General features: G+C 55.7%; 19 protein-coding genes. 11 read left to right on the forward strand and 8 right to left on the reverse strand.

What is annotated here, in order from left to right; genetic code table 11:
- Together iolE and iolB are read left to right on the forward strand one after the other, a co-directional pair.
- On the forward strand, nucleotides 1-906 hold the full coding sequence (gene iolE / locus B2T33_RS10515; RefSeq protein WP_286791964.1) for a myo-inosose-2 dehydratase: 906 nt from the start codon (nucleotides 1-3) through the stop codon (nucleotides 904-906).
- Nucleotides 906-1,709 carry a 5-deoxy-glucuronate isomerase gene (gene iolB / locus B2T33_RS10520; protein ID WP_197145653.1) on the forward strand — a complete coding sequence of 268 codons (804 nt, stop codon included), beginning with the start codon at nucleotides 906-908 and terminating at the stop codon, nucleotides 1,707-1,709. Before iolE ends, iolB begins: the two co-directional genes overlap by 1 nt.
- 410 nt (nucleotides 1,710-2,119) lie before the next feature.
- On the opposite strand, the gene B2T33_RS10525 is transcribed toward iolB, so the two are convergent.
- From B2T33_RS10525 to B2T33_RS10545, 5 genes are all read right to left on the reverse strand, one after another.
- On the reverse strand, nucleotides 2,120-3,127 hold the full coding sequence (locus B2T33_RS10525; protein WP_197145651.1) for a siroheme synthase: 1,008 nt from the start codon (nucleotides 3,125-3,127) through the stop codon (nucleotides 2,120-2,122).
- Nucleotides 3,099-5,807, reverse strand: a complete 2,709-nt coding sequence (locus tag B2T33_RS10530; RefSeq protein ID WP_197145649.1) for a nitrate reductase — start codon at nucleotides 5,805-5,807, stop codon at nucleotides 3,099-3,101. Before B2T33_RS10530 ends, B2T33_RS10525 begins: the two co-directional genes overlap by 29 nt.
- Nucleotides 5,797-6,147, reverse strand: a complete 351-nt coding sequence (gene nirD / locus B2T33_RS10535) for a nitrite reductase small subunit NirD (protein ID WP_197145647.1) — start codon at nucleotides 6,145-6,147, stop codon at nucleotides 5,797-5,799. Before nirD ends, B2T33_RS10530 begins: the two co-directional genes overlap by 11 nt.
- A gap of 5 nt (nucleotides 6,148-6,152) precedes the next feature.
- Entirely contained in the window at nucleotides 6,153-8,624 is a 2,472-nt protein-coding gene (gene nirB, locus B2T33_RS10540; RefSeq protein ID WP_286791965.1) for a nitrite reductase large subunit NirB, read from the reverse strand.
- Between the two features lie 304 nt (nucleotides 8,625-8,928).
- Nucleotides 8,929-9,306, reverse strand: coding sequence for a hypothetical protein (locus B2T33_RS10545; protein ID WP_197145644.1), 378 nt, complete (start codon nucleotides 9,304-9,306; stop codon nucleotides 8,929-8,931).
- A 94-nt stretch (nucleotides 9,307-9,400) separates the two neighbouring features.
- Here B2T33_RS10545 and B2T33_RS10550 point away from each other — a divergent pair, with 94 nt between their 5' ends.
- The 3 genes from B2T33_RS10550 to B2T33_RS10560 all read left to right on the forward strand — a co-directional run bounded on the left by B2T33_RS10550 (nucleotide 9,401) and on the right by B2T33_RS10560 (nucleotide 12,624).
- The gene (locus tag B2T33_RS10550) at nucleotides 9,401-10,708 is read left to right on the forward strand and encodes an MFS transporter (RefSeq protein WP_252723971.1); all 1,308 of its coding nucleotides are present in this window, start codon (nucleotides 9,401-9,403) and stop codon (nucleotides 10,706-10,708) included.
- Between the two features lie 149 nt (nucleotides 10,709-10,857).
- On the forward strand, nucleotides 10,858-11,445 hold the full coding sequence (locus B2T33_RS10555) for an ANTAR domain-containing response regulator (protein ID WP_008889538.1): 588 nt from the start codon (nucleotides 10,858-10,860) through the stop codon (nucleotides 11,443-11,445).
- 3 nt (nucleotides 11,446-11,448) lie between these two features.
- A complete protein-coding gene (locus B2T33_RS10560) occupies nucleotides 11,449-12,624 on the forward strand; it encodes a CmpA/NrtA family ABC transporter substrate-binding protein (RefSeq protein ID WP_197145642.1) in 1,176 nt (391 codons plus the stop codon).
- Nucleotides 12,625-12,677: 53 nt separating this feature from the next.
- On the opposite strand, the gene B2T33_RS10565 is transcribed toward B2T33_RS10560, so the two are convergent.
- Entirely contained in the window at nucleotides 12,678-13,334 is a 657-nt protein-coding gene (locus tag B2T33_RS10565) for a TetR/AcrR family transcriptional regulator (protein WP_197145641.1), read from the reverse strand.
- A gap of 148 nt (nucleotides 13,335-13,482) precedes the next feature.
- Between B2T33_RS10565 and B2T33_RS10570 the strand changes: the two genes are divergently transcribed.
- Nucleotides 13,483-15,519, forward strand: a complete 2,037-nt coding sequence (locus B2T33_RS10570) for an NADH:flavin oxidoreductase (protein ID WP_197145640.1) — start codon at nucleotides 13,483-13,485, stop codon at nucleotides 15,517-15,519.
- A gap of 49 nt (nucleotides 15,520-15,568) precedes the next feature.
- Here B2T33_RS10570 and B2T33_RS10575 read toward each other — a convergent pair whose 3' ends face one another.
- Nucleotides 15,569-16,447 (reverse strand): LysR substrate-binding domain-containing protein, encoded by an 879-nt coding sequence (locus tag B2T33_RS10575; RefSeq protein WP_197145639.1) that lies wholly within the window; start codon nucleotides 16,445-16,447, stop codon nucleotides 15,569-15,571.
- Between the two features lie 149 nt (nucleotides 16,448-16,596).
- Here B2T33_RS10575 and B2T33_RS10580 point away from each other — a divergent pair, with 149 nt between their 5' ends.
- Both B2T33_RS10580 and B2T33_RS10585 read left to right on the forward strand, forming a co-directional pair.
- Nucleotides 16,597-17,838 carry an aromatic ring-hydroxylating oxygenase subunit alpha gene (locus B2T33_RS10580; RefSeq protein WP_197145638.1) on the forward strand — a complete coding sequence of 414 codons (1,242 nt, stop codon included), beginning with the start codon at nucleotides 16,597-16,599 and terminating at the stop codon, nucleotides 17,836-17,838.
- A 4-nt stretch (nucleotides 17,839-17,842) separates the two neighbouring features.
- Nucleotides 17,843-18,910: a hybrid-cluster NAD(P)-dependent oxidoreductase gene (locus tag B2T33_RS10585; protein ID WP_286791966.1), complete on the forward strand. Its 1,068-nt coding sequence runs from the start codon at nucleotides 17,843-17,845 to the stop codon at nucleotides 18,908-18,910.
- Here the strand turns inward: B2T33_RS10585 and B2T33_RS10590 are convergent, their stop codons facing one another.
- Nucleotides 18,911-19,930: a GlxA family transcriptional regulator gene (locus tag B2T33_RS10590; protein ID WP_252723970.1), complete on the reverse strand. Its 1,020-nt coding sequence runs from the start codon at nucleotides 19,928-19,930 to the stop codon at nucleotides 18,911-18,913. It abuts the gene before it with no gap.
- 97 nt (nucleotides 19,931-20,027) lie between these two features.
- On the opposite strand from B2T33_RS10590, the gene B2T33_RS10595 reads away from it, so the two are divergent.
- Genes B2T33_RS10595 through B2T33_RS10605 form a run of 3 tightly spaced genes read left to right on the forward strand, consistent with a single transcriptional unit; the run spans nucleotide 20,028 to nucleotide 24,585 of the window.
- The gene (locus B2T33_RS10595) at nucleotides 20,028-21,281 is read left to right on the forward strand and encodes a sarcosine oxidase subunit beta family protein (protein ID WP_008889546.1); all 1,254 of its coding nucleotides are present in this window, start codon (nucleotides 20,028-20,030) and stop codon (nucleotides 21,279-21,281) included.
- A gap of 11 nt (nucleotides 21,282-21,292) precedes the next feature.
- Nucleotides 21,293-21,595 carry a sarcosine oxidase subunit delta gene (locus B2T33_RS10600; protein WP_008889547.1) on the forward strand — a complete coding sequence of 101 codons (303 nt, stop codon included), beginning with the start codon at nucleotides 21,293-21,295 and terminating at the stop codon, nucleotides 21,593-21,595.
- Nucleotides 21,592-24,585, forward strand: coding sequence for a sarcosine oxidase subunit alpha (locus tag B2T33_RS10605; protein ID WP_197145636.1), 2,994 nt, complete (start codon nucleotides 21,592-21,594; stop codon nucleotides 24,583-24,585). Before B2T33_RS10600 ends, B2T33_RS10605 begins: the two co-directional genes overlap by 4 nt.
- Nucleotides 24,586-24,589 lie beyond the last annotated feature (4 nt).

The raw sequence follows: 24,589 nt of genomic DNA on the forward strand, positions 1-24,589 counted from the left end.
ATGATCCTTTACGGTACCAATCCGATCGCCTGGTCCAATGATGATGATCAGACCCTTGGCGCAGACATCAGCCTTGAAACCTGTTTGTCCGAGGCGGGAAAGATTGGCTTTGACGGCATTGAAAAAGGTCACAAGATGCCGACCGAGCCAGCGGCACTGAAAGCTGCCCTTGCGCCACATGGTCTTAAATTCGTTTCAGGTTGGCATTCGCTTAATCTTCTGACTCATTCGGTCGAGGACGAGAAAAAGGCCATTCAACCGCATCTGGATCTTCTGAAGGCGATGGGATGCAAGGTTTGCATTGTCTGTGAAACGTCCAACGCCATTCACGGCAATGATAAGGCAGCCCTTAATACCAGCCCGGTTCTCCATGCCGATCATTGGGCCAAGTTCGGTGCAGATGTCGAAAAAATCGCCGCCTATTGTGCCGATCAGGGCATTGATCTGGTTTATCACCATCACATGGGCACGATTGTCGAAACGGCTGATGAAATTCATGCCTTCATGAAAAATACCGGGCCGAAAACCAAGCTTCTGCTTGATACCGGTCATGCCTGGTTCGGGGGTGCTGACCCCGAAGAATTGGCGGCGCGTTACATGGATCGTGTTGGCCATATCCATTGCAAAAACGTGCGCCCGACTATTAGCAAACAGGTCCGTGAAGAAGGGCTTAGCTTCCTTGAAGGTGTGCGGCGCGGGGTCTTTACTGTTCCGGGTGATGTCGAAGGCGGCGTTGCGTTTGAACCGGTCCTGAAAATCGCAGCCGACCATGGATATTCCGGCTGGCTGGTGATCGAGGCCGAACAGGACCCGAACGTTCGCAACCCGTTTGAATATCAGTCCTTGGGGCTGAAATCGCTGCGCGACATGGCACGGAAAACCGGACTGGATAAAGGAGACGCCTGATGGCTGATCTGCTCAGAAAGCCGAATGGAACGACCGGGAAGGTCCACGATATCACGACGGATAGTGCCAATTGGGGTTATGTCGGGTTTGGGTTGTATCACCTGAAACCCGGCGAAACTGCCCGGGAAGCAACTGGCGACCGTGAGGTCATTCTGGTTTTGGTTGAAGGCAAGGCAAAGATTTCTGTCGATGATCAGGATTTCGGTGAACTCGGCAAACGCATGAGCGTGTTTGAGCGTATCCCGCCAGCCTGTGTCTATGCGCCCAATGATGCCAACTGGAAAGCTGTTGCGACCACCGATTGCACGCTTGCCGTCTGTACCGCACCCGGGAAGGGAAATTACCCTGCACGCGTAATCGAAAATATCGAGCTCGTAGAGCGTGGCAAAGGGGCGAATACCCGATATATCCACCCGATTGCGATGGAGGAAAAAGACATCGCCGATAGTCTTCTGGTGACCGAGGTCTTTACCCCGCAAGGCAACTGGTCAAGCTATCCGCCGCACCGTCATGACGAGGATAACTATCCCGACATGACCTATCTTGAGGAAACCTATTACCATCGCCTCAATCCCAGACAGGGATTTGGATTCCAGCGGGTCTTTACCGAAGATGGCGAACTTGATGAAACCATGGCGGTTTCAGACGGTGATGTTGTACTGGTGCCCAAAGGCCATCATCCATGTGGCAGCCCATATGGCTATGAGATGTATTACCTCAATGTCATGGCAGGGCCGGTGCGCAAATGGCGGTTCCAGAACCACCCGGACCATGACTGGATCTTCCAGCGCGATAGCAAGTGATGCCCTTGTTTGATCCAGGACCCAACAAGGCGCACAATTGCAACGTCGTGACACGCCTTGCGGTGCATGTTGTAATGGCTGTGCTTAGCGTGCTTGTGGTATTCTGGGTTAGTGCGGCTTTCTCTTCGTCGCCGTTGCTCAGCTCCGATATTCGGAACGAGGCGACCGAAGTTTCCCCTATTACGGGCATGGCCTGTCGAACCTGGCTCTTTAAGGGCCTGCCAGATTCCAAACAACCTGAACGCGGAAGCCCTGCAAACGCGCGTTCTTCAACGCCATGCGGGTGGTCGTATTAAAGCCGGATTTTGATTTCGGGTGAGGTTTGATGTCACCTCGCTTTACACACCAAAAGCCACCAGTGGTCTTGGTCGTCGCGGGGGTGAATAACCTTCAACTGCTTGCTTTGGCCGTCAATTTCGGCAAAGGCGCAGGACGTTCATGCCCTGTTGTGTGAAGAACTGTATCTGTTTGCTGATCGCAAATCCGGCGTCGGGTATTTCGACGTGTTTGTCGCTAGACGGACTCATGCTGATGAGGGTGGCATCCCGGCGGGCCAGGGCAAGGATGTCGGGTGCCACGTCCATGTCGTGGAAAATGATATCGGCTGTTTCAATGTTGCCGGCAACACCGTGCGGGATGTCATAGGCGTTATCGGCGCTGATCGTGACTTGCAAGGATTGGCCGGATGGCACGGTTGCGCTGCTGCCTTGCGGGACAAAGGTGCGGAGTTCATGTGCGAGGTCATCGGGCGTGACTTTGCCGGTGTTGTCCGCGCGCAAGGCGTTTTGGAAAAAACGGGTCCAGAAGCGCTGTCGTGACAGGCTGTCGCTTAAATGTGCGGCGACCGTTTCGCGGGCATCGCGGGCGATCTTGGCGAGGTTTGACAAGGTTGCCGGGAACACGGTTTCAAGCCGCTGGCGTAGCATGCGTGCCAGTGCCGGTGCACAGGCACCCGTCGAGATCGTGATCATGATTGGCGCGCGATCAAGAATGGCGGGCACAATGAAATCGCAATGCGCGGTCTTGTCGACGACATTAAGCAAGATGTTGCGTCGTTTGGTTGCCGCCTCGACCCGCTTGGTCAGGTGGGGATTGTCCGTCGCGTCAAACACCATGATCGCGCCATTAATCATGGTATCGACAAACGGGGCACGTTCCCAAGTGATCTGACCGTTATTGTGCATCTTTGCAACATCATCGCAGACTTCAGGCGCGATTACCGTGATGTCGGCATGACTGCGCAGCAGAAGGCGGAGCTTGCCCGCGGCAACTTCGCCGCCCCCAAGCACAACAACCTTCTTGTCCTGCACTTTCACAAATGCCGGGAAGTAGGCGAATTTTTCGTCCGGCTGATCGGTGGTTGCCCGAGGTGCCGTGGCGTTCAGAGTGCTATTCTGCGGCGCGCGGTAATACGTCATCGAGAATCTCCTTTATCTCCGGCACGCAGGATCCGCATCCTGTTCCGGCCTGAAGCAGGCGGCCGATGTCGGTCGCCGTCACGGCATTCTGTTCAGAGATGGCTTTGCTGATTGCGGCCAAGCCAACCGAGAAGCATGAACAAATCAGACGATCATTGATCGCCCCGGCATCGGGCATCCGCCCGGCCAAAAGCGCGTTGCGTTCAACCGGCGCGATGGCATCCGCACCAAACAGGTTTGAAACCCAGTCACGACCAAGTGCCGGGCGATCCGGGCCGACAAATAGCGCCCCGGTAATGCGATCCCCCTCGAGGCGGGCGAACCGATGGACACCCTTGTTGGCATCCGAGTATTCAATGATCTGCTCAACGTCCTTGCCTGCTGTGATAGGCAAAAGGGATTTAAACAGGATCGGGGCATCACCGGCGATTTCGTAAACCATGCTGCCCGGTCCGGTCGCACCGACCCAGTAGGGCAGTTTGGAAAGATCGACCGGTGTGCTTGAAAACAGCAGTCCCTGCCATTTGGCGTTAAATGGCTCAAGGGCGACAGGAATATGTTTGCTTTCGGGTTGGCCGGAGTGGGGGTCAACATTGGGGGGCTGTAGTCGACCAATCCCACCCGCGGCCGAGAAGACATCGTTCCAGTGCATCGGAACGAAAACCTGTCCTGGTGTTTGTGCATCCGTAATTGCCACCCGCATCAACGCAGTGCCATGCGGGCTTGTGATCCGGGCGATCCCGTCATCAGCAAGGCCGTAAAGCGCAGCATCCTTTGGGTGAATTTCAAGCAACGGTTCAGGGCGATGCGCGCTGAGCCGGGCGGCAGTGCCCGTGCGCGTCATGGTGTGCCACTGATCGCGGTAACGACCGCTATTGGCAATCAGCGGGTATTCCCGGCTGGTTTGAGATTGCGGGCCGCTGTGGGTAAGGCCAAGCATCTTGGCGCGACCACTTGATGTGGTGAAGATGCCATCGCCATAAAGGCGGGTTGCGCCATTCGCAGGCTGAGATTTGCGCGAAGCCGGCCATTGAAACGGTGCCATGCTGTCATAGGCCGATTTTCTGGCCTTGTGCCATGCACCGATATCAAAGGCACGTGTGCCATCATTTTCGAATTCTGACAGGGCGGCGTGCTCGGTAAAGATGTCGCTTGGGTCCTTGTATTTGAAAGCCTTGGCATAGCCCATGGCCTTGGCGACTTCGGACATGATCCACCAGTCCGGCTTGGCATTGCCAAGGGCCTCTCGGAAGGGGCGTTGGCGCGAAATCCGGCGTTCGGAATTGGTGACCGTGCCCGATTTTTCGGCCCAACCAGCCGCGGGGAGTTTGATGTCGGCATGGCGCAATGTATCGGTATCGTTCACCACATCTGAAACAATCACCAAAGGGCAGCGCGAAAGCGCAAGCCGGACGCGATCGGCATCCGGAAGACTGACTGCCGGATTGGTCGCCATGATCCACACAGCCTTGATTTCCCCACGCTCAATGGCGCGGAACATATCAACCGCCTTGTATCCTTCGCCCTGTTCAAGAACATCGGATTTCCAGAACCGACGCACGCGATCAACATCAATCGGGTCTTTGGGGCTCATGTGGGCGGCCAACTGATTGGCAAGCCCGCCAACTTCGCGTCCGCCCATGGCATTGGGCTGGCCGGTGACGGAAAACGGGCTTGAACCCGGCTTTCCGACGCGCCCCGTTGCCAGATGGCAATTCAGGATCGAATTGACCTTGTCCGATCCGCTTGAGGACTGGTTTACCCCTTGCGAGAACACCGTGACGGTGCGTTCAAAGGCGGCAAACCAATTAAAGAACGTTTCCAGTTTTCCCAGACCCGAGCCGAGTTCATCAGCGCTTTTATGGGTGTCGAGCCCGCATTTTTCTGCGGTTGTCTCGATATCGGGGCAGTCAGCACGTGCTTCTGCCACGGCGTGTTCGTAGCCGGTCACATGACGGGCTACGTAACGAAGATCGGTATTGCGGGTTTGATCAAGCCAGGCCAGCAACCCGTTAAAAAGGGCAACGTCGCTGCCCGGTTTGATCGGCAGGTGCAGATCGGCAATATCGCAACTTGCCGTCCGCCTGGGATCAATCACGACGATCTTTGTGCCGCGCTTCTCCTTGGCCGCACGCAGGCGCTGGTTCAGCACCGGGTGACACCATGCCAGATTTGATCCGGTCAGAATGACCAGATCGGCGATTTCAAGATCCTCGTAACAGCCCGGCACAACGTCCGCGCCAAACGCCCGTTTATGTCCCACCACGGTCGAGGCCATGCATAGCCGGGAATTGGTATCGATATGCGGCGATCCGATGAAGCCCTTGATCAGCTTGTTGGCGACATAGTAGTCCTCGGTCAGAAGCTGACCCGAGACATAAAACGCCACCGATTTCGGACCATGCTGTTCGATGGTATCGCGCAGGCGCTTTGCCGTTTCGCCAATGGCATCATTCCATGCGACCGGCTTGCCATCGACTTCGGGTTCCAGCAGGCGAATATCGCGCTGTTCCTCGGCCATGATAGTATCGATCAGCGCAGCACCCTTGGAGCATATCCGCCCGAAATTGGCCGGATGATCCGGATCACCGCCCACAGCCCATCCGTCACGGGTTGGCGAAATGATCAGGCCACAGCCAACACCGCAATAGGGGCAGGTTGTTTTGACCTCATCCTGCATGGCGCAATCCAGCTTGCAGTTCGGTCAGGCCAACACGGACAATCCCATCAACGACCTTGCATTCCACCTTGGCAGCACAGCCGTCATCCGGTCCCTGTGCCTCGCCGGTTTCAAGCGAGAACACCATGTTATGCAACGGACAGGTCACGAAATGGCCATGGACGATGCCTTGTGCCAGCGGCCCTTGTTTGTGCGGGCAGCGGTCTAGCAGTGCAAAGATCTGATCATCAAGTGTTCTGAAAATCGCAATGCGATCCGTTTCGGTTTGAAGGGTGCGTGCCCCTTGCTGCGGGATGTTGGCAGCGGGTCCGACTTCTACCCATGTCAGATTGTTGCTCATCTGTCTTACTCCGCTGCGACCATCGAAAGGGGGGTGAATTCGTGCGCGTCAACGCCTTCGGATGCGCGTTCTGCCCATGGATCAATCTGCGCTGTTTTCTGACTGATCATGAAGCGTTCAAACAGTGCCTTGCGGTTGGCTTCGTCATCGACGACCCGTTCCTGAACATGTTTCAGGCCAACCCGTTCGATCCAGGGGGCCGTGCGTTCAAGATAGCGCGCCTCTTCCCGGTAAAGCTGAATGAAGGCGCCGCAATATTCCTTGACCTCGTCGTCAGAGGTGACCTTGCACAGAAGATCGGTCGCACGAACATGAATGCCGCCATTGCCACCAACATGCAGGTCCCAGCCCCCATCGGTGGCCACAACGCCGAAATCCTTGATGGTTGCTTCGGCGCAGTTACGCGGGCAACCCGATACGGCCATTTTGAATTTGTGGGGCATCCATGACCCCCAGGTCATTTTTTCCAGTTCGACGGCCATGCCCATCGACATCTGGGTGCCAAAGCGACACCATTCCTGCCCGACGCAGCTTTTGACCGTTCTAAGCGATTTGCCATAGGCATGACCCGATACCATTCCCGCGGCATTCAGGTCGGCCCAGACGGCCGGCAGGTCTTCTTTTTTGACCCCCAAAAGGTCAATGCGCTGACCGCCGGTAACCTTGACGGTGGGGATTTCGAACTTGTCGGCAACATCGGCAATCGCACGCAGTTCACGCGGGTTGGTCAAGCCTCCCCACATGCGCGGAATAACCGAATAGGTGCCGTCTTTCTGGATGTTGGCGTGAACGCGTTCGTTGATAAAGCGTGATGCACCGTGATCGACATATTCACCCGGCCACGTCGCCAGCAAATAATAGTTCAATGCCGGGCGGCAAACATGGCAGCCATCGGATGACTTCCATTCCAGTTCCTGCATGACAGCTGGCATGGATTTCAGGTTTTTGGCAATGATCAGGCGACGGACACTGTCATGATCATGATCGGTACAGGTGCAGATCGGCTTGACCGTCGCGGCCTGATAATCGCCGCCAAGGGTTGCGGCCAACAGGTTTTCGACAAGGCCAGAGCAGGATCCGCAGGATGCCGATGCCTTGGTGTGGCCTTTGACCTCATCAAGGGTGGTCAGGCTCTTTTCATTGATCGCGGCAACGATCGATCCTTTGCAAACGCCGTTACAGCCACAAATTTCTGCATCGTCTGGCAGGGCTGCAACGGCATCAAGAGGGTTTCCAGAAGATCCCCCCGCAAATGCCTGACCAAAGGCAAGTGTGTCACGCAGTTCGGTGACGTCTTCGCCGTCTTTCATCAGCTGGAAATACCAGCCGCCATCGGATGTGTCGCCATACAGGACCGCACCCTTGATCTTGCCTTCTTCAAGTACGATGCGCTTGTAAACGCCGCGACCGGCATCGCGGAAAACGATTTCCTCTGTCTCGCCGCCGCCGGAAAAATCACCTGCGGAAAAGACATCGACGCCTGTCACCTTAAGCTTGGTCGAGGTGACTGAGCCGGTATAACCATCAGTGTCTATTTCGGCCATGTGATCGGCCAGTGATTTGGCCATTTCAAACAACGGGGCGACAAGGCCATAGCATTGACCACGGTGCTGAACGCATTCGCCAACGGCAAAGATCGCCGGATCACTGGTGGTCATGACATCGTCAACAACGATGCCGCGTTCGACTGCAACACCCGCGTCTGCGGCAAGGCGCCCATTTGGGCGAATGCCAACAGCCATAACCACCAGATCAGCCGGGATCATGCGTCCGTCTTTAAGGCGAACGCCGGTAACTTTTTCACTGCCAACGATTTCGGCGGTATCTGCCTCGGTAATCACCGTGATGCCGCGACGTTCCAGTTCTTGCGCCAGAAGATAACCTGCCGACGGGTCAAGCTGGCGTTCCATAACATGGCCTGCCAAATGCAAAACCGTGACATCCATGCCGCGCGATTGCAGGCCAACGGCCGCTTCAAGGCCCAGAAGGCCGCCGCCGATGACGACTGCCGGGCCGCCCTTGGCAGCAGCACCCAGCATGGTGTCGACATCATCGACATCGCGGAAGGTGACAACGCCGTCAAGCTTGTGACCGGGAACCGGAATGATGATCGGATCAGAACCGGTTGCCAGCAAAAGCTGGTCATACTCGGTTTCGGTTCCGCTTTTGGAAATCACCACTTTGCGGTCGCGGTCGATCTTGACCACCGGGTCGCCGGAATAAAGATGGATGTTGTTTTCGGTGTACCATTCCGGGGTGTTGATCACGATTTCGTCGAAATCCTTTTCGCCAGACAGCAGTGGCGACAGCATGATGCGGTTATAGTTCACGCGCGGCTCGGCACCGAAAACGGTGATGTCATATTTGTCTGGTGCGCGGTTCAGGATTTCTTCAACGGTCCGCATGCCGGCCATGCCGTTGCCGATGACAACCAGGCGGGCTTTGGCGGTTCGTAATGCAGCAGTGACGTGGTTCATTTGTCTCTGGCTCCTCGTCGCGGGATGCGAATTGGCACAAAAAAAACGCCCGATGCGGCCTGTCCTCAAAAGAGGCATTTCGCAACGGACGTCGTTATCCGGTGAACCCGTCTTTGGATTCTTTATATATACAATCGGCTTTTCCGCCGGAGCCGCAGGCGGCACTGCCCGCGCTCTTGCTTCAATATATTCAAGTGCCGTGCCAGAATTGAAAATTGAGAAAATTATCTTTTAACAAACTGAAAATATTGATGAAAAGACTTGTACGGCAGATTGTTGAATTTGGCTGGGCTTGCCGAAATGATTAAAAAATAACCATCAAGAAAAGTGAGTGATTTAAATTTGTGCAAAAAATAGTCATTTTGGCAGGCTGAAAAACATCCTGTGCAGATGCGGTAGTCAAATTATGATTATTTTCAACCATTTGATGGAATTGTCCCGCATCGCGGAAGAACTGGCGCGGTGTTTGCAATACCGGTTTCGTGTGAGCAGCTTTGACGAAAGCATGCCCAATGACGGGTGGCTCACAGTTCTTCGTCCAACGGCGGACGATCAGACGTTTGGAACAGCAGCGCGATGAGCGCGCAGCCTTTCCGATACGAATGACGGGCCGCCTGCGGACATCTTCCAGATGAAGCATGAGGCCCATGGGGAAAAACCGTCGGTCGTACAAAGCAAACATCAAGCTCTGCGCGACCTAAACGAAGGGCTTCAATGTTATGGAAATCAAGAACAAGGCTACACGCATAAATCTATTCAGTCTCAAGACTGTCCAGATGCGTACTTTTCACCTCACCTGGCTTTCATTTTTCCTGTGCTTCTTTGGCTGGTTCGGGATCGCACCGCTGATGCCGCTGGTGCGCGATGATCTGGGTCTTAGCAAAAGCGAAATCGGCAGTACCATCATTGCCTCTGTCGCGATTACGGTTCTGGTCCGACTTTTGATCGGACCGCTCTGCGACAAGATCGGCCCGCGCAAGACCTATACCGGTCTTCTGGTGCTTGGGTCGCTTCCGGTCATGCTGATCGGCCTTGCTGACAGTTATGAAACCTTCCTGCTTGCCCGTTTGGCCATTGGCTCAATCGGCGCATCCTTTGTCATCACGCAGTATCATACCTCCATGATGTTTGCGCCAAACGTTGTCGGTACGGCCAATGCCACGACGGCGGGTTGGGGTAACCTTGGCGGTGGCGTGACCCAGATGGTAATGCCAGCAATCCTTGCGATGGTTCTTGGTTTTGGCGTGGCTGAAACCATGGGCTGGCGTCTGGCGATGGTGTTCCCGGGTGCGATCATGCTGGTTGTTGCCGTGCTGTACTGGGTCTTCACCACCGATTGCCCGGAAGGCAACTATGCCGACATGCGCAAAAGTGGCGCGCTTAAGCCGGAAGACGATACTGCCGGTGCCGCCAAGGGCATGATGGCAGCCGTTTCCGATTACCGTGTCTGGGCATTGTTCCTGGTGTATGCCGCCTGCTTTGGTGTCGAACTGACGATCAACAACATTGCTGCGATCTATTTCTTCGACAAGTTCGAGCTTTCATTGGCAACCGCTGGCATGATTGCCGGTCTGTTTGGTTTGATGAACATCTTTGCCCGTACGCTGGGCGGTGTGTTCTCTGACAAATTTGCTGCCAAGGGCGGCCTTTCGGGTCGTGTGAAATTCCTGTTCATGGCACTGTTCATCGAAGGCGTCGCACTTGTTGCCTTCTCGCAGATGGAAGCACTGGTTGTGGCCGTTTCGGTGATGATCGTCTTTTCGCTGTTTGTTCAGATGTCAGAAGGTGCAACCTTCGGGATTGTGCCGTTTGTCAACCGCAAGGCGCTTGGCTCTGTTGCCGGTATTGTCGGTGCGGGCGGTAATGCTGGCGCGGTCGCAGCGGGCTTCCTGTTCAAGTCCGAAGCACTTACCTATCAGGAAGGTCTTCTGTATCTCGGTCTGGCCGTGATCATCTGCTCGTTCGCAGCTTTGGCGGTGCGTTTCTCGGCGGAAACCCAGGCCGAAGAAAAGGCGCGTTTCGATGCGGCACAGTCAGAACGTTTCGGGACTTCGGGTGCAGCGCAGCCGGTTCCGGCTGAATAAGATACGCTGTTTGATATGATCTTTTCGGGATGCGGTTCCGACCGCATCCCGAAACCAGTAATCCGGACCCGCAAACGGGGCGGAGCATATAAAAAGATACGTCAGAGAGGCGCAGCCATTTCAGGCTGTCAGGGAGTTAGGGTTAGTTGGTGAAGCTGGAAGAATTCAATATTCTGGTGATTGACGAAAATCCGGACCGTGCGGCGATTGTCGAACGTGGTCTGGTTGAAAGCGGCTATACCCGCGTGGCCCGTATTGGCACGTCCCACAATCTGGTCGAACGTATTCAGGCGTTGGCACCAGACATCATCATCATCGATCTTGAAAACCCCGACCGCGATACGCTTGAACAGATGTTTCAGGTGTCACGCGCCATTGCGCGCCCGATTGCGATGTTCGTTGATCAAAGTGATGCATCCATGATCCACGAGGCGGTGTCGGCAGGCGTCAGTGCCTACGTGGTTGATGGCCTGCGTCAGGACCGCATTCGCCCGATTGTCGAAATGGCGATTTCACGGTTCAACGTCTTTGATCAACTGCGCCGCGAACGTGATGAAGCGCAGGCGAAGCTCAATGAACGCAAACTGATTGAACGGGCCAAGGGCATCCTGATGAAAGAAAAAGGTCTGTCCGAAGAAGATTCTTATGCGCTGCTGCGCAAAAACGCCATGAAGCAAAATCGCAAGATTTACGAAATCGCGCAAAGCGTCATCACGGCGTTTCAGTTGGAGTTTTGATGGATGGCTAACAAGGTTCGTCTTGGTTTTGTTCCACTGGTCGATTGTGCCATTCCGGTGGTGGCGCGTGCTATGGGCTTTGCCCAGCAGGAAGATATCGATCTGGAACTGGTCCGTGAAATGTCGTGGGCAGCCATTCGTGACAAGCTTTCCTTTGGCATGTTTGAGGCAGCCCACCTTTTGGCAGGAATTCCGATTGCGGCACGGCTTGGGCTTGGCGGACTGCCGGTTCAAAATATCGTTGTGCCGATGGCGTTGGGGCGTGGTGGTAATGCGATTACGGTCTCGACCCAGCTTTATCAACGTATGTTGGAGGCCGACCCGAATGCGATGCTTGGTCCGCGCGGTCGGTCGGCCAGGGCGCTTAAAAAGGTCATTGATGAAGACAAGGCCGAAGGGCGGCCGATCCTGTCTTTTGCCACCGTGTTTCCGTTCTCAAGCCATAACTATGAGCTTCGCTACTGGATGGCGGCAGCCGGGATTGATCCGGATATGGATGTGAATATCGGCGTGATCGCGCCGCCGCGGATGTTTGACAGTCTGCGTAATGGCTGGGTGGATGGTTATTGCGTTGGTGAACCATGGAATCAGCGCGCGGTGTTTCACGGTGATGGTGTAATTGTTGCGCTTAAGGACGATATCTGGTCACGAAGCCCGGAGAAGGTTCTTGGTCTGCGGGAAGACTGGGCGCAAAGCAATCCGGAACTTGTTTCTGCGCTTGTGCGTGCACTTGTCCGGGCTGCTGAATGGGCAGACCAGCCGGGGAACCGTGTGGAGCTGGCCCACATACTGTCTGAGGAGGCCAATGTCGGCGCGCCATTCGAAGTGCTGAAGGCATCGCTGAGCGGTAAACCGGTATTACGTCCGGGGGAACCACCCATTGATCTTCCTGACCGTCACGTTTTTTACCGCTACACCGCAACTTTCCCGTGGTTGTCGCAGGGCTGCTGGATTGGTGAACAAATGAAGCGTTGGCGACAAATTCCCCAAGACACGGATCTTAAAGCCGTCATTCCCGATGTTTTCCGACCGGACCTTTATCGAATTGCGGTTGCCGGGTTGGATGTTCTGGTTCCGCAGGATGATTGGCGCGTCGAAGGTGCCGCAGATGCACCGGATCGATCACTTGTCGGTATGGATCAATTCCTTGATGATACGATTTTCAAGGCAGAGTTCTGAGTCCAAAGGTGGGTTTGTTTGCCCTGAAAATCTTATGAATGCCGCTGATCTGTTCAGGGTGCAAAATTGTGCCGTGCGTAGAACCGGTTGAGTTCGCTTTGCGTCGGGGCCTGGCCGCAGAATGTTTCGACATAGCCCGGAATGCGTGCCATGCGCACGGCCAGATCTTCGTTTGCTTTCATCGAGATATAGCCGATCTGTACCAGATAGATCGCACGGGCACGGACATCGGCCATGCGTTCATCCTGTCCGAAATGGATGAACAGTTTGGCAAGCGCATCAAGGCGTTGCTGATCGGCCTTTTCAATTTCGGCCCTGACATCGTCGGACTGCATTGACCAACTGCGCACGGCAAATTCAAGGCGCGAGTCAAACAGGTCGGGCATCAGCCAGCAATCGATGATGTTCAGCATCGCCTCCGAGACGGTTTCGGCATAGGCCTCTGTCTGTTTGATCAGATTGCCGGTGTTCTTTTCGCGCCACAGATCAAGCAGGGCACCCAGCAACTCCTTCCGGTCCTTGAAAAACCAATAGAAGCTGGTGCGTGACAGGTTCAGGCGTTTTGCCAGTGGCTGGATCTTGACGCCATCGACACCGGTTTCTAGCAGGGCGTCATAGGCCGCGTTCAGCCAAATCTCGGCCGACCCGCGCCAGCCGCTATTTTGTCCGACGCTGTTTTGCTCGGCGATATCTTCAATCTGTTCTTCCATGGACGTTTCCTTAGCAAACTGCCCGGATCGCGACAAGCAGAGTGTACATGAATGAATTCAAAATATACATCAGTGAACTTAAAATTGACATAACTGTACATTTCTGAATATCGTCATGGGCAGAGAGTCCAAACCCGGAGCCCCGCACATGTCCAACGACCCGCTTCTTCAGCCTTATCAGCTTAAACATCTGACGCTGCGTAACCGCATCATGATGACGTCGCACGAACCGGCCTATCCCGAGGACGGCATGCCAAAGGACCGTTATCGCGCCTATCATGTCGAACGCGCCAAGGGCGGTGTTGCCATGACGATGACGGCGGGGTCGGCTGCGGTATCAAAGGACAGCCCGCCGGTTTTCAACAACCTTCTGGTCTGGAAGGATGAAGTCGTTCCGTGGATGAAGGACCTGACCGACGCGGTGCATGAACAGGGTGCCGCGGTTATGATCCAGCTGACCCATCTTGGCCGTCGCACGCGTTGGGACAAGGCAAACTGGTTGCCAGTGGTATCCCCATCGCACAAGCGTGAAGCCGCCCACCGGGCCTTCCCGAAAAAGATGGAAGACTGGGATATCGAACGCATCATCAAGGATTATGCCGATGCGGCCGAACGCATGAAGGCGGGCGGTATGGACGGGATAGAGCTTCAGGCCTATGGCCATTTGATGGATCAGTTCTGGTCGCCGCTGACCAACGAACTTGATGGTCCTTATGGTGGCAGCATCGATAATCGCCTGCGGTTCACCTTTGATGTGCTGACTGAAATTCGCAAGCGGGTTGGGCCCGACTTTATTGTTGGTGTGCGTTATACCGGTGATGAAGACCTTGAGGGTGGCTTGACCAAGGAAGACGGCCTGTCGATTTCCAAGCGTCTAAAAGACAGTGGCATGGTCGATTTCCTCAATGTCATTCGCGGGCATATCGATACGGATGCCGGTCTGACCGATGTGATCCCGATCCAGGGCATGGCGAACTCGCCGCATCTGGATTTTGCCGGTGAAATTCGTGCCGCCACAGATTTCCCGACATTCCATGCTGCCAAAATCCCGGACGTTGCAACCGCACGCCATGCGATTGCATCGGGCAAGGTTGATATGGTTGGCATGACGCGCGCGCACATCACCGATCCGCATATTGTCCGCAAGATCATTGAAAAGCGCGAAGACGAAATCCGCCCGTGCGTCGGGGCGAACTATTGCCTTGATCGCATTTATCAGGGCGGGTCGGCCTATTGCATCCATAACGCTGCCACCGGGCGCGAACTTTCGATGCCCCAAATCATCGAGGCGGCAGAAACCCGCAAGAAGGTCGTGATCGTCGGATCTGGTCCGGCGGGCATGGAGGCCGCCCGTGTTGCTGGCGAACGTGGTCATGAAGTTGTTGTCTATGAAGCCGCCCCAAATCCGGGAGGGCAGATCCGCCTGACCGCACAGAACGAACGCCGCCGCGAAATGATCAGCATCATTGAATGGCGCATGGCCGAGTGCACCCGACTTGGCGTGAGTTTTCATTTCAATACATGGGCCGAGGCCGACACGATTACGGCCGAAAATCCTGACGTGGTGATCATCGCCACCGGCGGCATGCCCGATACCGAAGTCCTGTCAAAGGGCAATGATCTGGTCGTGTCGACCTGGGATATCATTTCGGGTGACGTCAAACCGGGCACCAATGTTCTGGTTTATGACGATGCCGGGGATCATGCCGGTTTACAGGCAGCCGAACTGATTGCCAAATCAGGGGCCAAAGTCGAAATCATGACCCCGGATCGGTCATTCGCGCCCGAAGTCATGGCGATGAATCTTGTGCCCTATATGCGCAGCATGCAGAAGCTTGATACCACCTTTACGGTGACCTATCGCCTTGAGGCGGTGGAAAAACAGGGCAACCAACTCATCGCGTATGTTGGCAGTGATTATGGCGGGGTTGCCAAGCAACGCATCGTTGATCAGATCGTGGTCAACCACGGCACCATTCCGCTTGATGACATCTATTTTGATCTCAAGCCGGGCTCATCGAACCATGGTGAAATGTCGCATGACGACCTTTTGGCCGGAAAACCGCAATCGGTCGTGCGCAACCCCGACGGTGCCTATCAGCTGTTCCGGATCGGGGATGCGGTATCGGCACGCAATACGCACGCGGCGATCTATGATGCGTTGCGTCTGTTAAAAGACGTCTGATCTGTGCGGCAAGTGTGGCGATGTGCTGCGCTTGCCGTTTCCCGTTATCTCAGGCGGCGTCGATCAGCCAGTCGACAAATATGCGGGCCTTTTCGGATGCGCGCGGATGGACGCGTAAATAAAACCCCATCGGCGAGGGGATTTCGTCAGGCACAAGTTTGATCAGGCGCCCGTCTTCCAGCAGCGGCCCAACCAGTTCGTCCCAGCCAAGCACCGCACCGACGTCATCCTGTGCGGCCTGTAATGCAATCGTGTAATTGTTGAGCTTGAAGCTGCGGCCCTTTGGGGCCGGACGTCCCAATGCACGGAACCAGTCGGTCCATGTTGTCCAGTCGGTTTCCTCGTTATGCAGGTGGATCAGGGGCGCACGCAAAAGATCATCAATCGTTTCGATGTTTTGTTCTGCCTTAAACGCCGGTGTGCCGATGGCGGCCACGCGATCCTGAAACAGTTTGTAGTATCCCTCCGCCCCATCATCAGGGTTGCTGTAATGGATGCTAAGATCACAATACCCGGTCATGCCGGGCACATCCGAGACAATTTGCGACACCGTGATATTGGGATGAATTTTCCAAAAGGCGGCAATTTTTGGCGTAAGCCAAAGTGAACTGACGGCTGTTGTCGTGCGGATTGTGACATCAACCGTTTCGGGTTGATCGCGCAATTGGATGACCGTATCGGAAATGGTTTCAAAGCCCCGTTGCAGGGCGACGAGAAGGAACGCGCCTTTCTCGGTCAGCTCCACCCCGCGGTTGCGGCGAATGAAAAGGGCGCTGCCAATATCGGCCTCAAGTGCCTTGATCTGGTGGCTTACAGCCGCGGGCGTGACATTAAGTTCTGCTGCCGCATCCTTGAAGCTCATATTGCGTCCCGCCGCCTCAAAGCAGATCAGGGCGTTTATTGAAGACAGATCATATGGGCGGGCCAACGGCCTCTCCTGAAAACAATACAGGGTAACTTGTGTGAGTTTTTCAGATTAGTTCAACTAAACCAAGATGAAAATTAATGCCGTTGTAAATCGTGGCGTGAGGTTCACACTTTTGGTTGCTTCCAACCATCAAGAAACGGATTTCCGCCATGCCCGTTATGCCGCATTCAGTCCAAGAGCTTTTGGCGCGTCGTGTTCCCGGATATTCCCTGGAACAGCCGTTCTATACGGATCAGTCGATCTTTGAACTCGACCTTGAAAACATTCATTACAAGGAATGGCTGTTTGCGGTCCCGGCATGTGAAATACCCAAGGCGGGCGATTACGTTATTTATGAAGTCGGTGCTTATTCCGTCGTGATCGTGCGCGGCAATGATCAGGTGGTGCGTGCCTTTCACAATTCATGCCGTCATCGCGGCTCGGTTCTGTGCAAAACCAAAAAGGGCCGAAATCCAAGGCTGGTTTGCCCGTATCATCAGTGGACCTATGACCTTGATGGCAAGTTGCTTTGGGCGCGTGACATGGGGCCGGATTTTGATAACTCAAAATTCGGGTTAAGCCCGGTTCATTGCCAGGTGATCCACGGCTTGGTCTATATCTACCTGGCTGAAAATGCGCCGGATATCGAACCGTTTGCCAAGGCCGCCGAACGCTATCTTGCGCCACACGATCTGGAAAATTCCAAGGTCGCGTTTGAAAGCAAGATTATCGAAAAGGCCAACTGGAAGCTGGTCTGGGAGAATAATCGGGAATGCTATCACTGCGGGGGGAATCACCCATCGCTGTGCCGGACCTTCCCGGAAGATGCGCGCGCGATTGGCAGCACGTCCGATGGTGTTGTGGCCGGTGTGCTTGATGATCATGTGGCCCGCTGCGAGGCGGTCGGCGCGCCATCTGCCTATCAGATGGCCGATAGTGGTGAATGGCGTCTGGTGCGTGTGCCGCTTTTGGGGGAAGCAGAAAGCTACACGCTTGATACCAAGGCGGCTGTCAGTCTGCCGAACTCCAACATCCCGTTTAAAAATGCCGGATCGCTTTTGAAGTTTCATTATCCGTCAACCTGGAACCATTTCCTGTCGGACCATGCGCTTGTTTTCCGTGTGACGCCGATCAGCCCGATGGAAACGGAAGTCGTCACCAAGTGGCTTGTGCACAAGGACGCGGTTGAAGGCCGTGACTATGATCTGAAACGTCTGACCGAAGTCTGGCTTGCGACCAATGCCGAAGACAAGGAAGTGGTCGAAAACAATCAGCGTGGCATTGCGACACCAGCCTACAAGGTCGGTCCGTATTCCGAAATCCACGAAGCCGGTGTTGCCCAGTTTGGCAACTGGTATGCGAAAACCCTGTCTGACAGGCTGGCCGAAACCAGATTGATCGCGGCGGAGTAGGGCGATGTCTGTGATTGAAAAACCAAAGCTTGCCTTCTGGTCGGACGCTGAGGAACTGGAATGTGTTTCGTTCCTGCCAGAAGCCCCCAATGTCATGACATTTTGCTTCCAGTCGGTATCGGGCGCGTTGTTCAGCTATGACCCGGGGCAGTTTTTGACCCTGGAGCTGCCGGTGCCGGGTGGGCCGCTTTATCGGACCTATACCATCTCGTCCTCGCCATCGCGGCCGACATCCTTGACCGTCACGGTCAAGGCGCAGGCAGGCTCGGTCGGTACGCGCTGGATGCTGGATAATTTGCGTCCGGGCATGCGCATTCGGGCCAAGGGACCGTCTGGCAGCTTTTCACTGGTTAATCATCCGGCGGATAAATATCTGTTCATTTCGGCGGGCTCGGGCATCACCCCGATGATGTCGATGACGACCTATCTTTATGACGCCGGGCGTGATCCCGACATTGTCTTCGTTAATTGTGCGAAACGCCCGTCCGAGATCATCTTTCGCGAACGTTTGGAACACAGCGCGTCGCGGATCAATGGCATTGCCCTGAAATGGGTGGTGGAGGAAGCCGATCCCTACAAGCCGTGGACCGGGTATTTGGGGACATTCAATCAGCTGATGCTGGGTCTGATGGCGCAGGATTATCTTGAACGTGAAGTGTTCTGTTGCGGTCCGGAACCGTTCATGCAGGCGGTGCGCGAAGTTCTTGTAGGGCTTGGTTATGATATGGATCGCTACCATCAGGAAAGCTTCCACGCGCCGACGTTGGAAGCAGAAGACGTACCAGATGATGTCGTGCCTGATGAGGACAGCAAGGCTGTCATCGCATTCACCGCATCTGGCATCACGGCAAATTGCACCCAAACCGATACCGTCCTTGCCGCGGCGCGCACGGCAGGCCTTGTGATCCCGTCAGGCTGTTCGATGGGGATTTGCGGGACGTGCAAGGTGCGCAAGACCGAAGGGCAGGTTCATATGGTTCATAATGGCGGGATCACGGACGACGATATCGAAGAGGGCTATATCCTTGCCTGCTGCTCGAACCCGATCGGGCAGGTCACCATTGATGCCTGATTACGGCTGGGCCGTCGGGACCGTGTTTCGGTATTCTGACGGGTTCATGCCGATTTCGGCCTTGAAGGCGTGAATGAAATGCGATGCGTCACAAAAACCAGTGCTTAGCGCGATCTGGGTGGTTGTTTTTCCCGTTTCGCCCAGCAGCTTTTTGGCGGCATCAAGCCGGATGCGCAGGGCCGCTCGTGATGGTGAAATGCCGATGTCGGCATTAAACGCCCGTTCGAGCTTACGGCGTGTGACGCCAAGTTTTTCGGCCATTTTGGCGACGGTTTCGGGCGATTCAATATTCTGGCGCATGCGCAAAAGCGCCTTTTTGACCAGTGCGTCTCTGGCAACCAGATCGGTCTGAAAGCCCGGCTGCGGGTTTTCGCCGGTCATGGCCTCGTTGATGATCATGATGCTGAGACTCTTGGTCGCCGCCGTGCGCCCGATGTGCTTTTCCACCACCCAGGCCGCCAAATGCGCGGCCCCATGCCCACCCGAACAGGTCAGGCGATCCCGATCCACGACAAAGATTTGATCGGAAACCGGTTGGGCGGCTTCGAACCTTGCGACAAATTCGTCATGGTGAAACCAGCTAACACAGCATCGGTATCCTTCAAGCAACCCCGCTTCATACAGCGCGAACACCCCGGTACACAACCCGATCAGATTTTTGCCCTTGGCGGCAGCCGCCTTGAGATAGGCAATGCAATCAGATGAAAACCCGCCTTGTTCTTGAATAAGGCCGCCGACAACCACGATATAGTCGTAGTCACCGGCATTGCGCAGACGCGTGTCAGGCTGCACCTTGACCCCGCAACTTGAACGCACCGGATTCATGGTATCAGACAGCACCGTCCAGTCGCAATGAATGGGCCGCGAACGGTCGGCTTCATCGGCCGAAAGACGCAAGACATCGACAAAACTGGCAAACGCTGTCAGCGTGAAATTGTCTGCCAGCAGAAAGGCGACGCGAAGGCGCTTTTTTGCATTGGGTTTGCCGGGGTTTGATCCCGGGCTCGAAAAAGAGTTCATGGCAAAAATATACAATGAAATTGTCGCAATTATCCAGTCCGCAGAGCATGGACATTGATAGAGTTCCGGCAATGGTAAATCGGGGGATCGTATAATCATGACCCATTTTTCTGCGCTATCGCTTATCAAAAATGCCCTTAGCGGCCAAAAAAACTGGGAGCCGCAATGGCCCGACAGTGAGCCGAAGGCCGAATACGATGTCATCATCGTCGGCGCGGGTGGTCATGGTCTTGGTGCGGCTTATTATCTGGCCAAGGAACACGGCATCACCAATGTTGCCGTGATCGACAAGGGCTGGCTTGGCGGTGGGAACACCGGCCGTAACACGACGATTATTCGGTCGAACTACCTCTATGACGAAAGTGCCAAGCTTTATGACCACGCGCTTGATCTGTGGGATGGCCTGAGCCAGGAGCTGAACTACAACGTCATGTATTCGCAGCGCGGCGTTCTGATGCTCGCGCACAATGTCCATGACGTTCAAAGCTTCCAGCGCCATGTGCATGCCAACCGCCTTAACGGTGTCGATAACGTCTGGCTGTCGGCCGAGGAAGCCAAGGAATTCTGCCCGCCGCTCGATATTTCGCCCACTGCGCGCTATCCCGTCGTTGGCGCGGCGCTTCAGCGTCGCGCGGGTACTGCACGCCATGATGCGGTGGCATGGGGTTATGCCCGTGGGGCGGCGGCACGTGGTGTCGATATCATTCAGAACTGCCCGGTAACCGCCATTCGCCGTGGCCCGGACGGCCGTGTCACCGGTGTTGAGACTGCCAAGGGCTTTATCGGAGCGAAAAAGGTTGCTGTTTCGGCTGCCGGTCATACCTCGGTCGTGATGGATACGGCCGGTGTTCGCATGCCGCTTGAAAGCTATCCGCTGCAGGCGCTGGTGTCCGAGCCGATTAAGCCGATCTTCCCCTGTGTTGTCATGTCCAACAGCGTGCATGCCTATATCAGCCAGTCTGACAAGGGCGAGCTCGTGATCGGGTCGGGAACCGACCAGTACACCAGTTATTCCCAGCGTGGCGGGTTGCCGCTGATCGAACATACGGTTGCCGCGATCTGCGAGATTTTCCCGATCTTCAACCGCATGCGCATGCTGCGTAAGTGGGGTGGTATCGTCGATGTGACCCCGGACCGTTCAGCCATCCTTGGCAAGACGCCGGTACCGGGTCTTTATGTCAACTGTGGCTGGGGTACCGGCGGGTTCAAGGCGACCCCGGGTGCCGCGCACACACTGGCATGGACCGTCGCCAAGGATGATCCCCATCCGGCCAACGCGCCCTTCACCCTTGAACGTTTCAGCACCGGCCGTCTGATTGACGAAGCCGCTGCTGCCGCTGTTGCGCACTAAGGAGACCGGACATGCTTCTGATCCATTGCCCCTATTGCAATCAGACCCTGCCGGAACTGGAATTTACCTATGCCGGTGAAGCGCATATTGCACGCCCGGCCGATCCGTCGTCGGTCAGTGACGAAGAATGGCGTGATTTCCTGTTCATCCGGACCAACGTGAAGGGCCCGCATTATGAACGCTGGCGCCATTTCCATGGCTGCGGTCGATATTTCAACGCTGTACGTGACACGGTTAGTGACCGGTTCCTGATCACCTATAAAACCGATGATCCTCGTCCTGAACTGTCCAAATTGTTGGAGAAATCGAAATGAGCAGCTTCCGCGTTTCCGGGCGTGGTCGCATCGATCACACCCAACCCATCCAGTTCACCTTTGACGGCAAGAAGATCAAAGGTTTCAAAGGCGATACCATTGCATCGGCATTGCTCGCCAATGGTATTCACCTGATGGGTCGTTCGTTTAAATATCACCGCCCGCGTGGTGCCGTGACCGCCGGTTCCGAAGAACCGAACGCACTGGTCGGCACGCGCCGTGGTCCGGGCCGGTTTGAGCCGAACACCCGTGCAACCGTTCAGGAAATCTGGGACGGTCTTCAGGTCAACAGCCAGAACCGCTATCCCAGCCTGTCATTCGACGTTGGTGCGATCAACGACAAGGCCTATATGCTGTTTTCGGCCGGGTTCTATTACAAGACCTTCATGTGGCCGAAATCCTTCTGGGACAAGGTTTATGAGCCGTTTATTCGTGCGGCGGCCGGTCTTGGCGTTTCGCCGACCGAACCGGATCCGGATCACTATGCATCGCGTTATCTGCATACCGATGTTCTGATCATTGGTGCCGGTCCTGCCGGTCTTGCTGCTGCCCTAACGGCGGCGCGTGCCGGATCGCAAGTGACCCTTGTTGATGAAAACCCCGAAGCGGGTGGGTCGCTTCTGTCTGAGCCATCAGTGATGATTGAAGACATGCCGGCATGGGATTGGGTTGACAAAACTGTGGCGGAGCTCAAAGAGCTTGGCGTCAAGGTCATGACTCGCACGACCGCGATTGGCTATTACCATCAGAACATGGTTGGTCTGTGTGAAAAACTGACCGACCATCTTGCTAGCCCGGATGCGGAAACGCCGCGTGAACGCATGTGGCGTGTCCGCGCCAAGCAGGTTGTTCTGGCGCAAGGCGCGCTGGAAAAGCCACTGGTGTTTGATGGCAATGACCGCCCGGGCGTGATGCTGGCTGGCTCGGCCCAGACGTACCTCAACCGTTATGGCGTGCGGGTTGGCAACAAGGCCGTCATCGTTACCAGCCATGACAGCGCGTGGTACGCCGCCTTTGATTTGGCCGATGCCGGTACCACCATTGCTGCCATCGTCGATACCCGTTCCGAACCGAATGCCGATCTGATTGCCGAGGCCACCAAGCGTGGCATTCGCATCATGGCCGGTCATACCGTTACCGGGACCGAAGGCCGCCTGCGTGTCAAATCGGTTCGGGTCAATCCTGTGACCGGATCATCCGTTGGTGCAGCCGAAATGATCGGTTGTGATTGCCTTCTGATGTCGGGGGGCTGGACGCCGTCGCTGCATCTGTTTTCCCACACCAAGGGAACGCTTAAGTGGGACGACGAACGCCAGACCTTCTTGCCCGATCACAAGGCAGAGGAATGCGAAATCGCCGGTGCAGGCCGTGGCTTGTGGGGCATTGAAGCGGTCCTGAATGACGGGGCTGAAATGGGCGCGGCTGTGGCCAAAAGCCTTGGCAAAAAGGCCAAGGCGGCAAGCTACGGCGTTGCCAATGACCGTCCGGGAACCGGTGTCAGCCACAAGGAACTGCCGACCGATCTGGATGCTGGCAAGGCACGTGCCTTTGTCGATTACCAGAACGACGTGACCGCCAAGGACCTTCGTCTGGCGGTACGCGAAGGCATGCGTTCGATCGAACATGTCAAACGCTACACCACCAACGGCATGGCAACCGATCAGGGCAAGATGTCGAACATCAACGGCCTGAACATTGCCTCTGACGCATTGGGTGTGCCGCAGCCGAAAGTTGGTCTGACGACTTTCCGTCCGCCTTACACCGCGACGACCTTTGGCGCCTTCTGTGGTTATCACAAGGGCAGTCACTTCGAAGTGACGCGTAAAACCCCGATTGACAGCTGGGCCGAAGAAAACGATGCGGTTTATGAGCCGGTTAGCCTGTGGCGCCGTGCCTGGTACTTCCCGAAAGACGGCGAAGACATGCATGCCGCCGTGTCGCGCGAATGCCGTGCGACGCGTGCAAGTGTCGGCATCTTTGATGCATCGACCCTTGGCAAGATCGAGGTGGTTGGCCCGGATGCGGTGGAATTCATGAACCGCATGTACACCAACCCCTGGACCAAGCTGGCACCGGGCCGGGCACGTTATGGCCTGCTTTTGGGTGATGACGGGTTTATTCGTGATGACGGCGTGATTGGCCGTCTGGCCGATGATCGCTTCCATGTCACCACCACGACCGGTGGTGCGGCACGTGTTCTGAACATGATGGAAGACTACCTTCAGACCGAATGGCCTGACCTTGATGTCTGGTTGACCTCAACGACCGAGCAGTGGGCGACCATTGCGCTGAACGGCCCGAATGCCCGAAAGGTGCTTGAGCCGTTTGTCGAAGGTCTTGATATGTCTGATGAAGTCTTCCCGCACATGTCAGTTGCCGAATGCCGCGTTGGCGGCTTCCCGGCGCGCCTGTTCCGCATCAGCTTTACCGGTGAAGTCGGCTTTGAGGTCAACGTTCCGGCCCATGCCGGTCGGGCACTTTGGGAAATGCTGTTCGAAGCAGGCAAGAAATACGATATCTGCCCCTATGGGACTGAAACCATGCACGTGCTGCGTGCCGAGAAGGGCTATATCATTGTCGGTCAGGACACCGATGGCACGGTCACCCCGCATGATGCGGGGCTCGGCTGGGCAATCGGTAAAATGAAACCTGATTTCGTTGGCAAGCGCGGTCTGGCGCGTCCGGATCTGGTTGCCGAGGGCCGCAAGCAGTTGATCGGTCTTCTGACCGAAGATGGCAAAACCAAGCTTGAGGAAGGGGCACAGATCGTTCTTGATCCGAACCAGCCCAAGCCGATGAGAATGGTCGGTCATGTGACATCAAGCTACCACAGCGATGCGGCAGGTCGCCCGATTGCCATGGCGCTGCTTGAAGACGGTTTCAATCGTATGGGTGAAACCATTTACATTCCGATGCCTGATCGTGTGATCAAGGCGACCGTCACCGGGACCGTGTTTTACGATCCCGAAGGCGAACGGTTGAAACTTTAGGCGG

The organism is Thalassospira sp. UBA4513, from assembly GCF_002388495.1.
GTDB classification, from domain to species: domain Bacteria; phylum Pseudomonadota; class Alphaproteobacteria; order Rhodospirillales; family Thalassospiraceae; genus Thalassospira; species Thalassospira tepidiphila.

Excerpts from the sequence above, each read along its gene's own strand:
- iolE (WP_286791964.1), top strand. The coding sequence starts at position 1 with ATGATCCTTTACGGTACCAATCCGATCGCCTGGTCCAATGATGATGAT.
- iolB (WP_197145653.1), top strand. The coding sequence starts at position 906 with ATGGCTGATCTGCTCAGAAAGCCGAATGGAACGACCGGGAAGGTCCAC.
- B2T33_RS10525 (WP_197145651.1), bottom strand. The coding sequence starts at position 3,127 with ATGACGTATTACCGCGCGCCGCAGAATAGCACTCTGAACGCCACGGCA.
- B2T33_RS10530 (WP_197145649.1), bottom strand. The coding sequence starts at position 5,807 with ATGCAGGATGAGGTCAAAACAACCTGCCCCTATTGCGGTGTTGGCTGT.
- nirD (WP_197145647.1), bottom strand. The coding sequence starts at position 6,147 with ATGAGCAACAATCTGACATGGGTAGAAGTCGGACCCGCTGCCAACATC.
- nirB (WP_286791965.1), bottom strand. The coding sequence starts at position 8,624 with ATGAACCACGTCACTGCTGCATTACGAACCGCCAAAGCCCGCCTGGTT.
- B2T33_RS10545 (WP_197145644.1), bottom strand. The coding sequence starts at position 9,306 with ATGTTTGCTTTGTACGACCGACGGTTTTTCCCCATGGGCCTCATGCTT.
- B2T33_RS10550 (WP_252723971.1), top strand. The coding sequence starts at position 9,401 with ATGCGTACTTTTCACCTCACCTGGCTTTCATTTTTCCTGTGCTTCTTT.
- B2T33_RS10560 (WP_197145642.1), top strand. The coding sequence starts at position 11,449 with ATGGCTAACAAGGTTCGTCTTGGTTTTGTTCCACTGGTCGATTGTGCC.
- B2T33_RS10565 (WP_197145641.1), bottom strand. The coding sequence starts at position 13,334 with ATGGAAGAACAGATTGAAGATATCGCCGAGCAAAACAGCGTCGGACAA.
- B2T33_RS10570 (WP_197145640.1), top strand. The coding sequence starts at position 13,483 with ATGTCCAACGACCCGCTTCTTCAGCCTTATCAGCTTAAACATCTGACG.
- B2T33_RS10580 (WP_197145638.1), top strand. The coding sequence starts at position 16,597 with ATGCCCGTTATGCCGCATTCAGTCCAAGAGCTTTTGGCGCGTCGTGTT.
- B2T33_RS10585 (WP_286791966.1), top strand. The coding sequence starts at position 17,843 with ATGTCTGTGATTGAAAAACCAAAGCTTGCCTTCTGGTCGGACGCTGAG.
- B2T33_RS10590 (WP_252723970.1), bottom strand. The coding sequence starts at position 19,930 with ATGAACTCTTTTTCGAGCCCGGGATCAAACCCCGGCAAACCCAATGCA.
- B2T33_RS10595 (WP_008889546.1), top strand. The coding sequence starts at position 20,028 with ATGACCCATTTTTCTGCGCTATCGCTTATCAAAAATGCCCTTAGCGGC.
- B2T33_RS10600 (WP_008889547.1), top strand. The coding sequence starts at position 21,293 with ATGCTTCTGATCCATTGCCCCTATTGCAATCAGACCCTGCCGGAACTG.
- B2T33_RS10605 (WP_197145636.1), top strand. The coding sequence starts at position 21,592 with ATGAGCAGCTTCCGCGTTTCCGGGCGTGGTCGCATCGATCACACCCAA.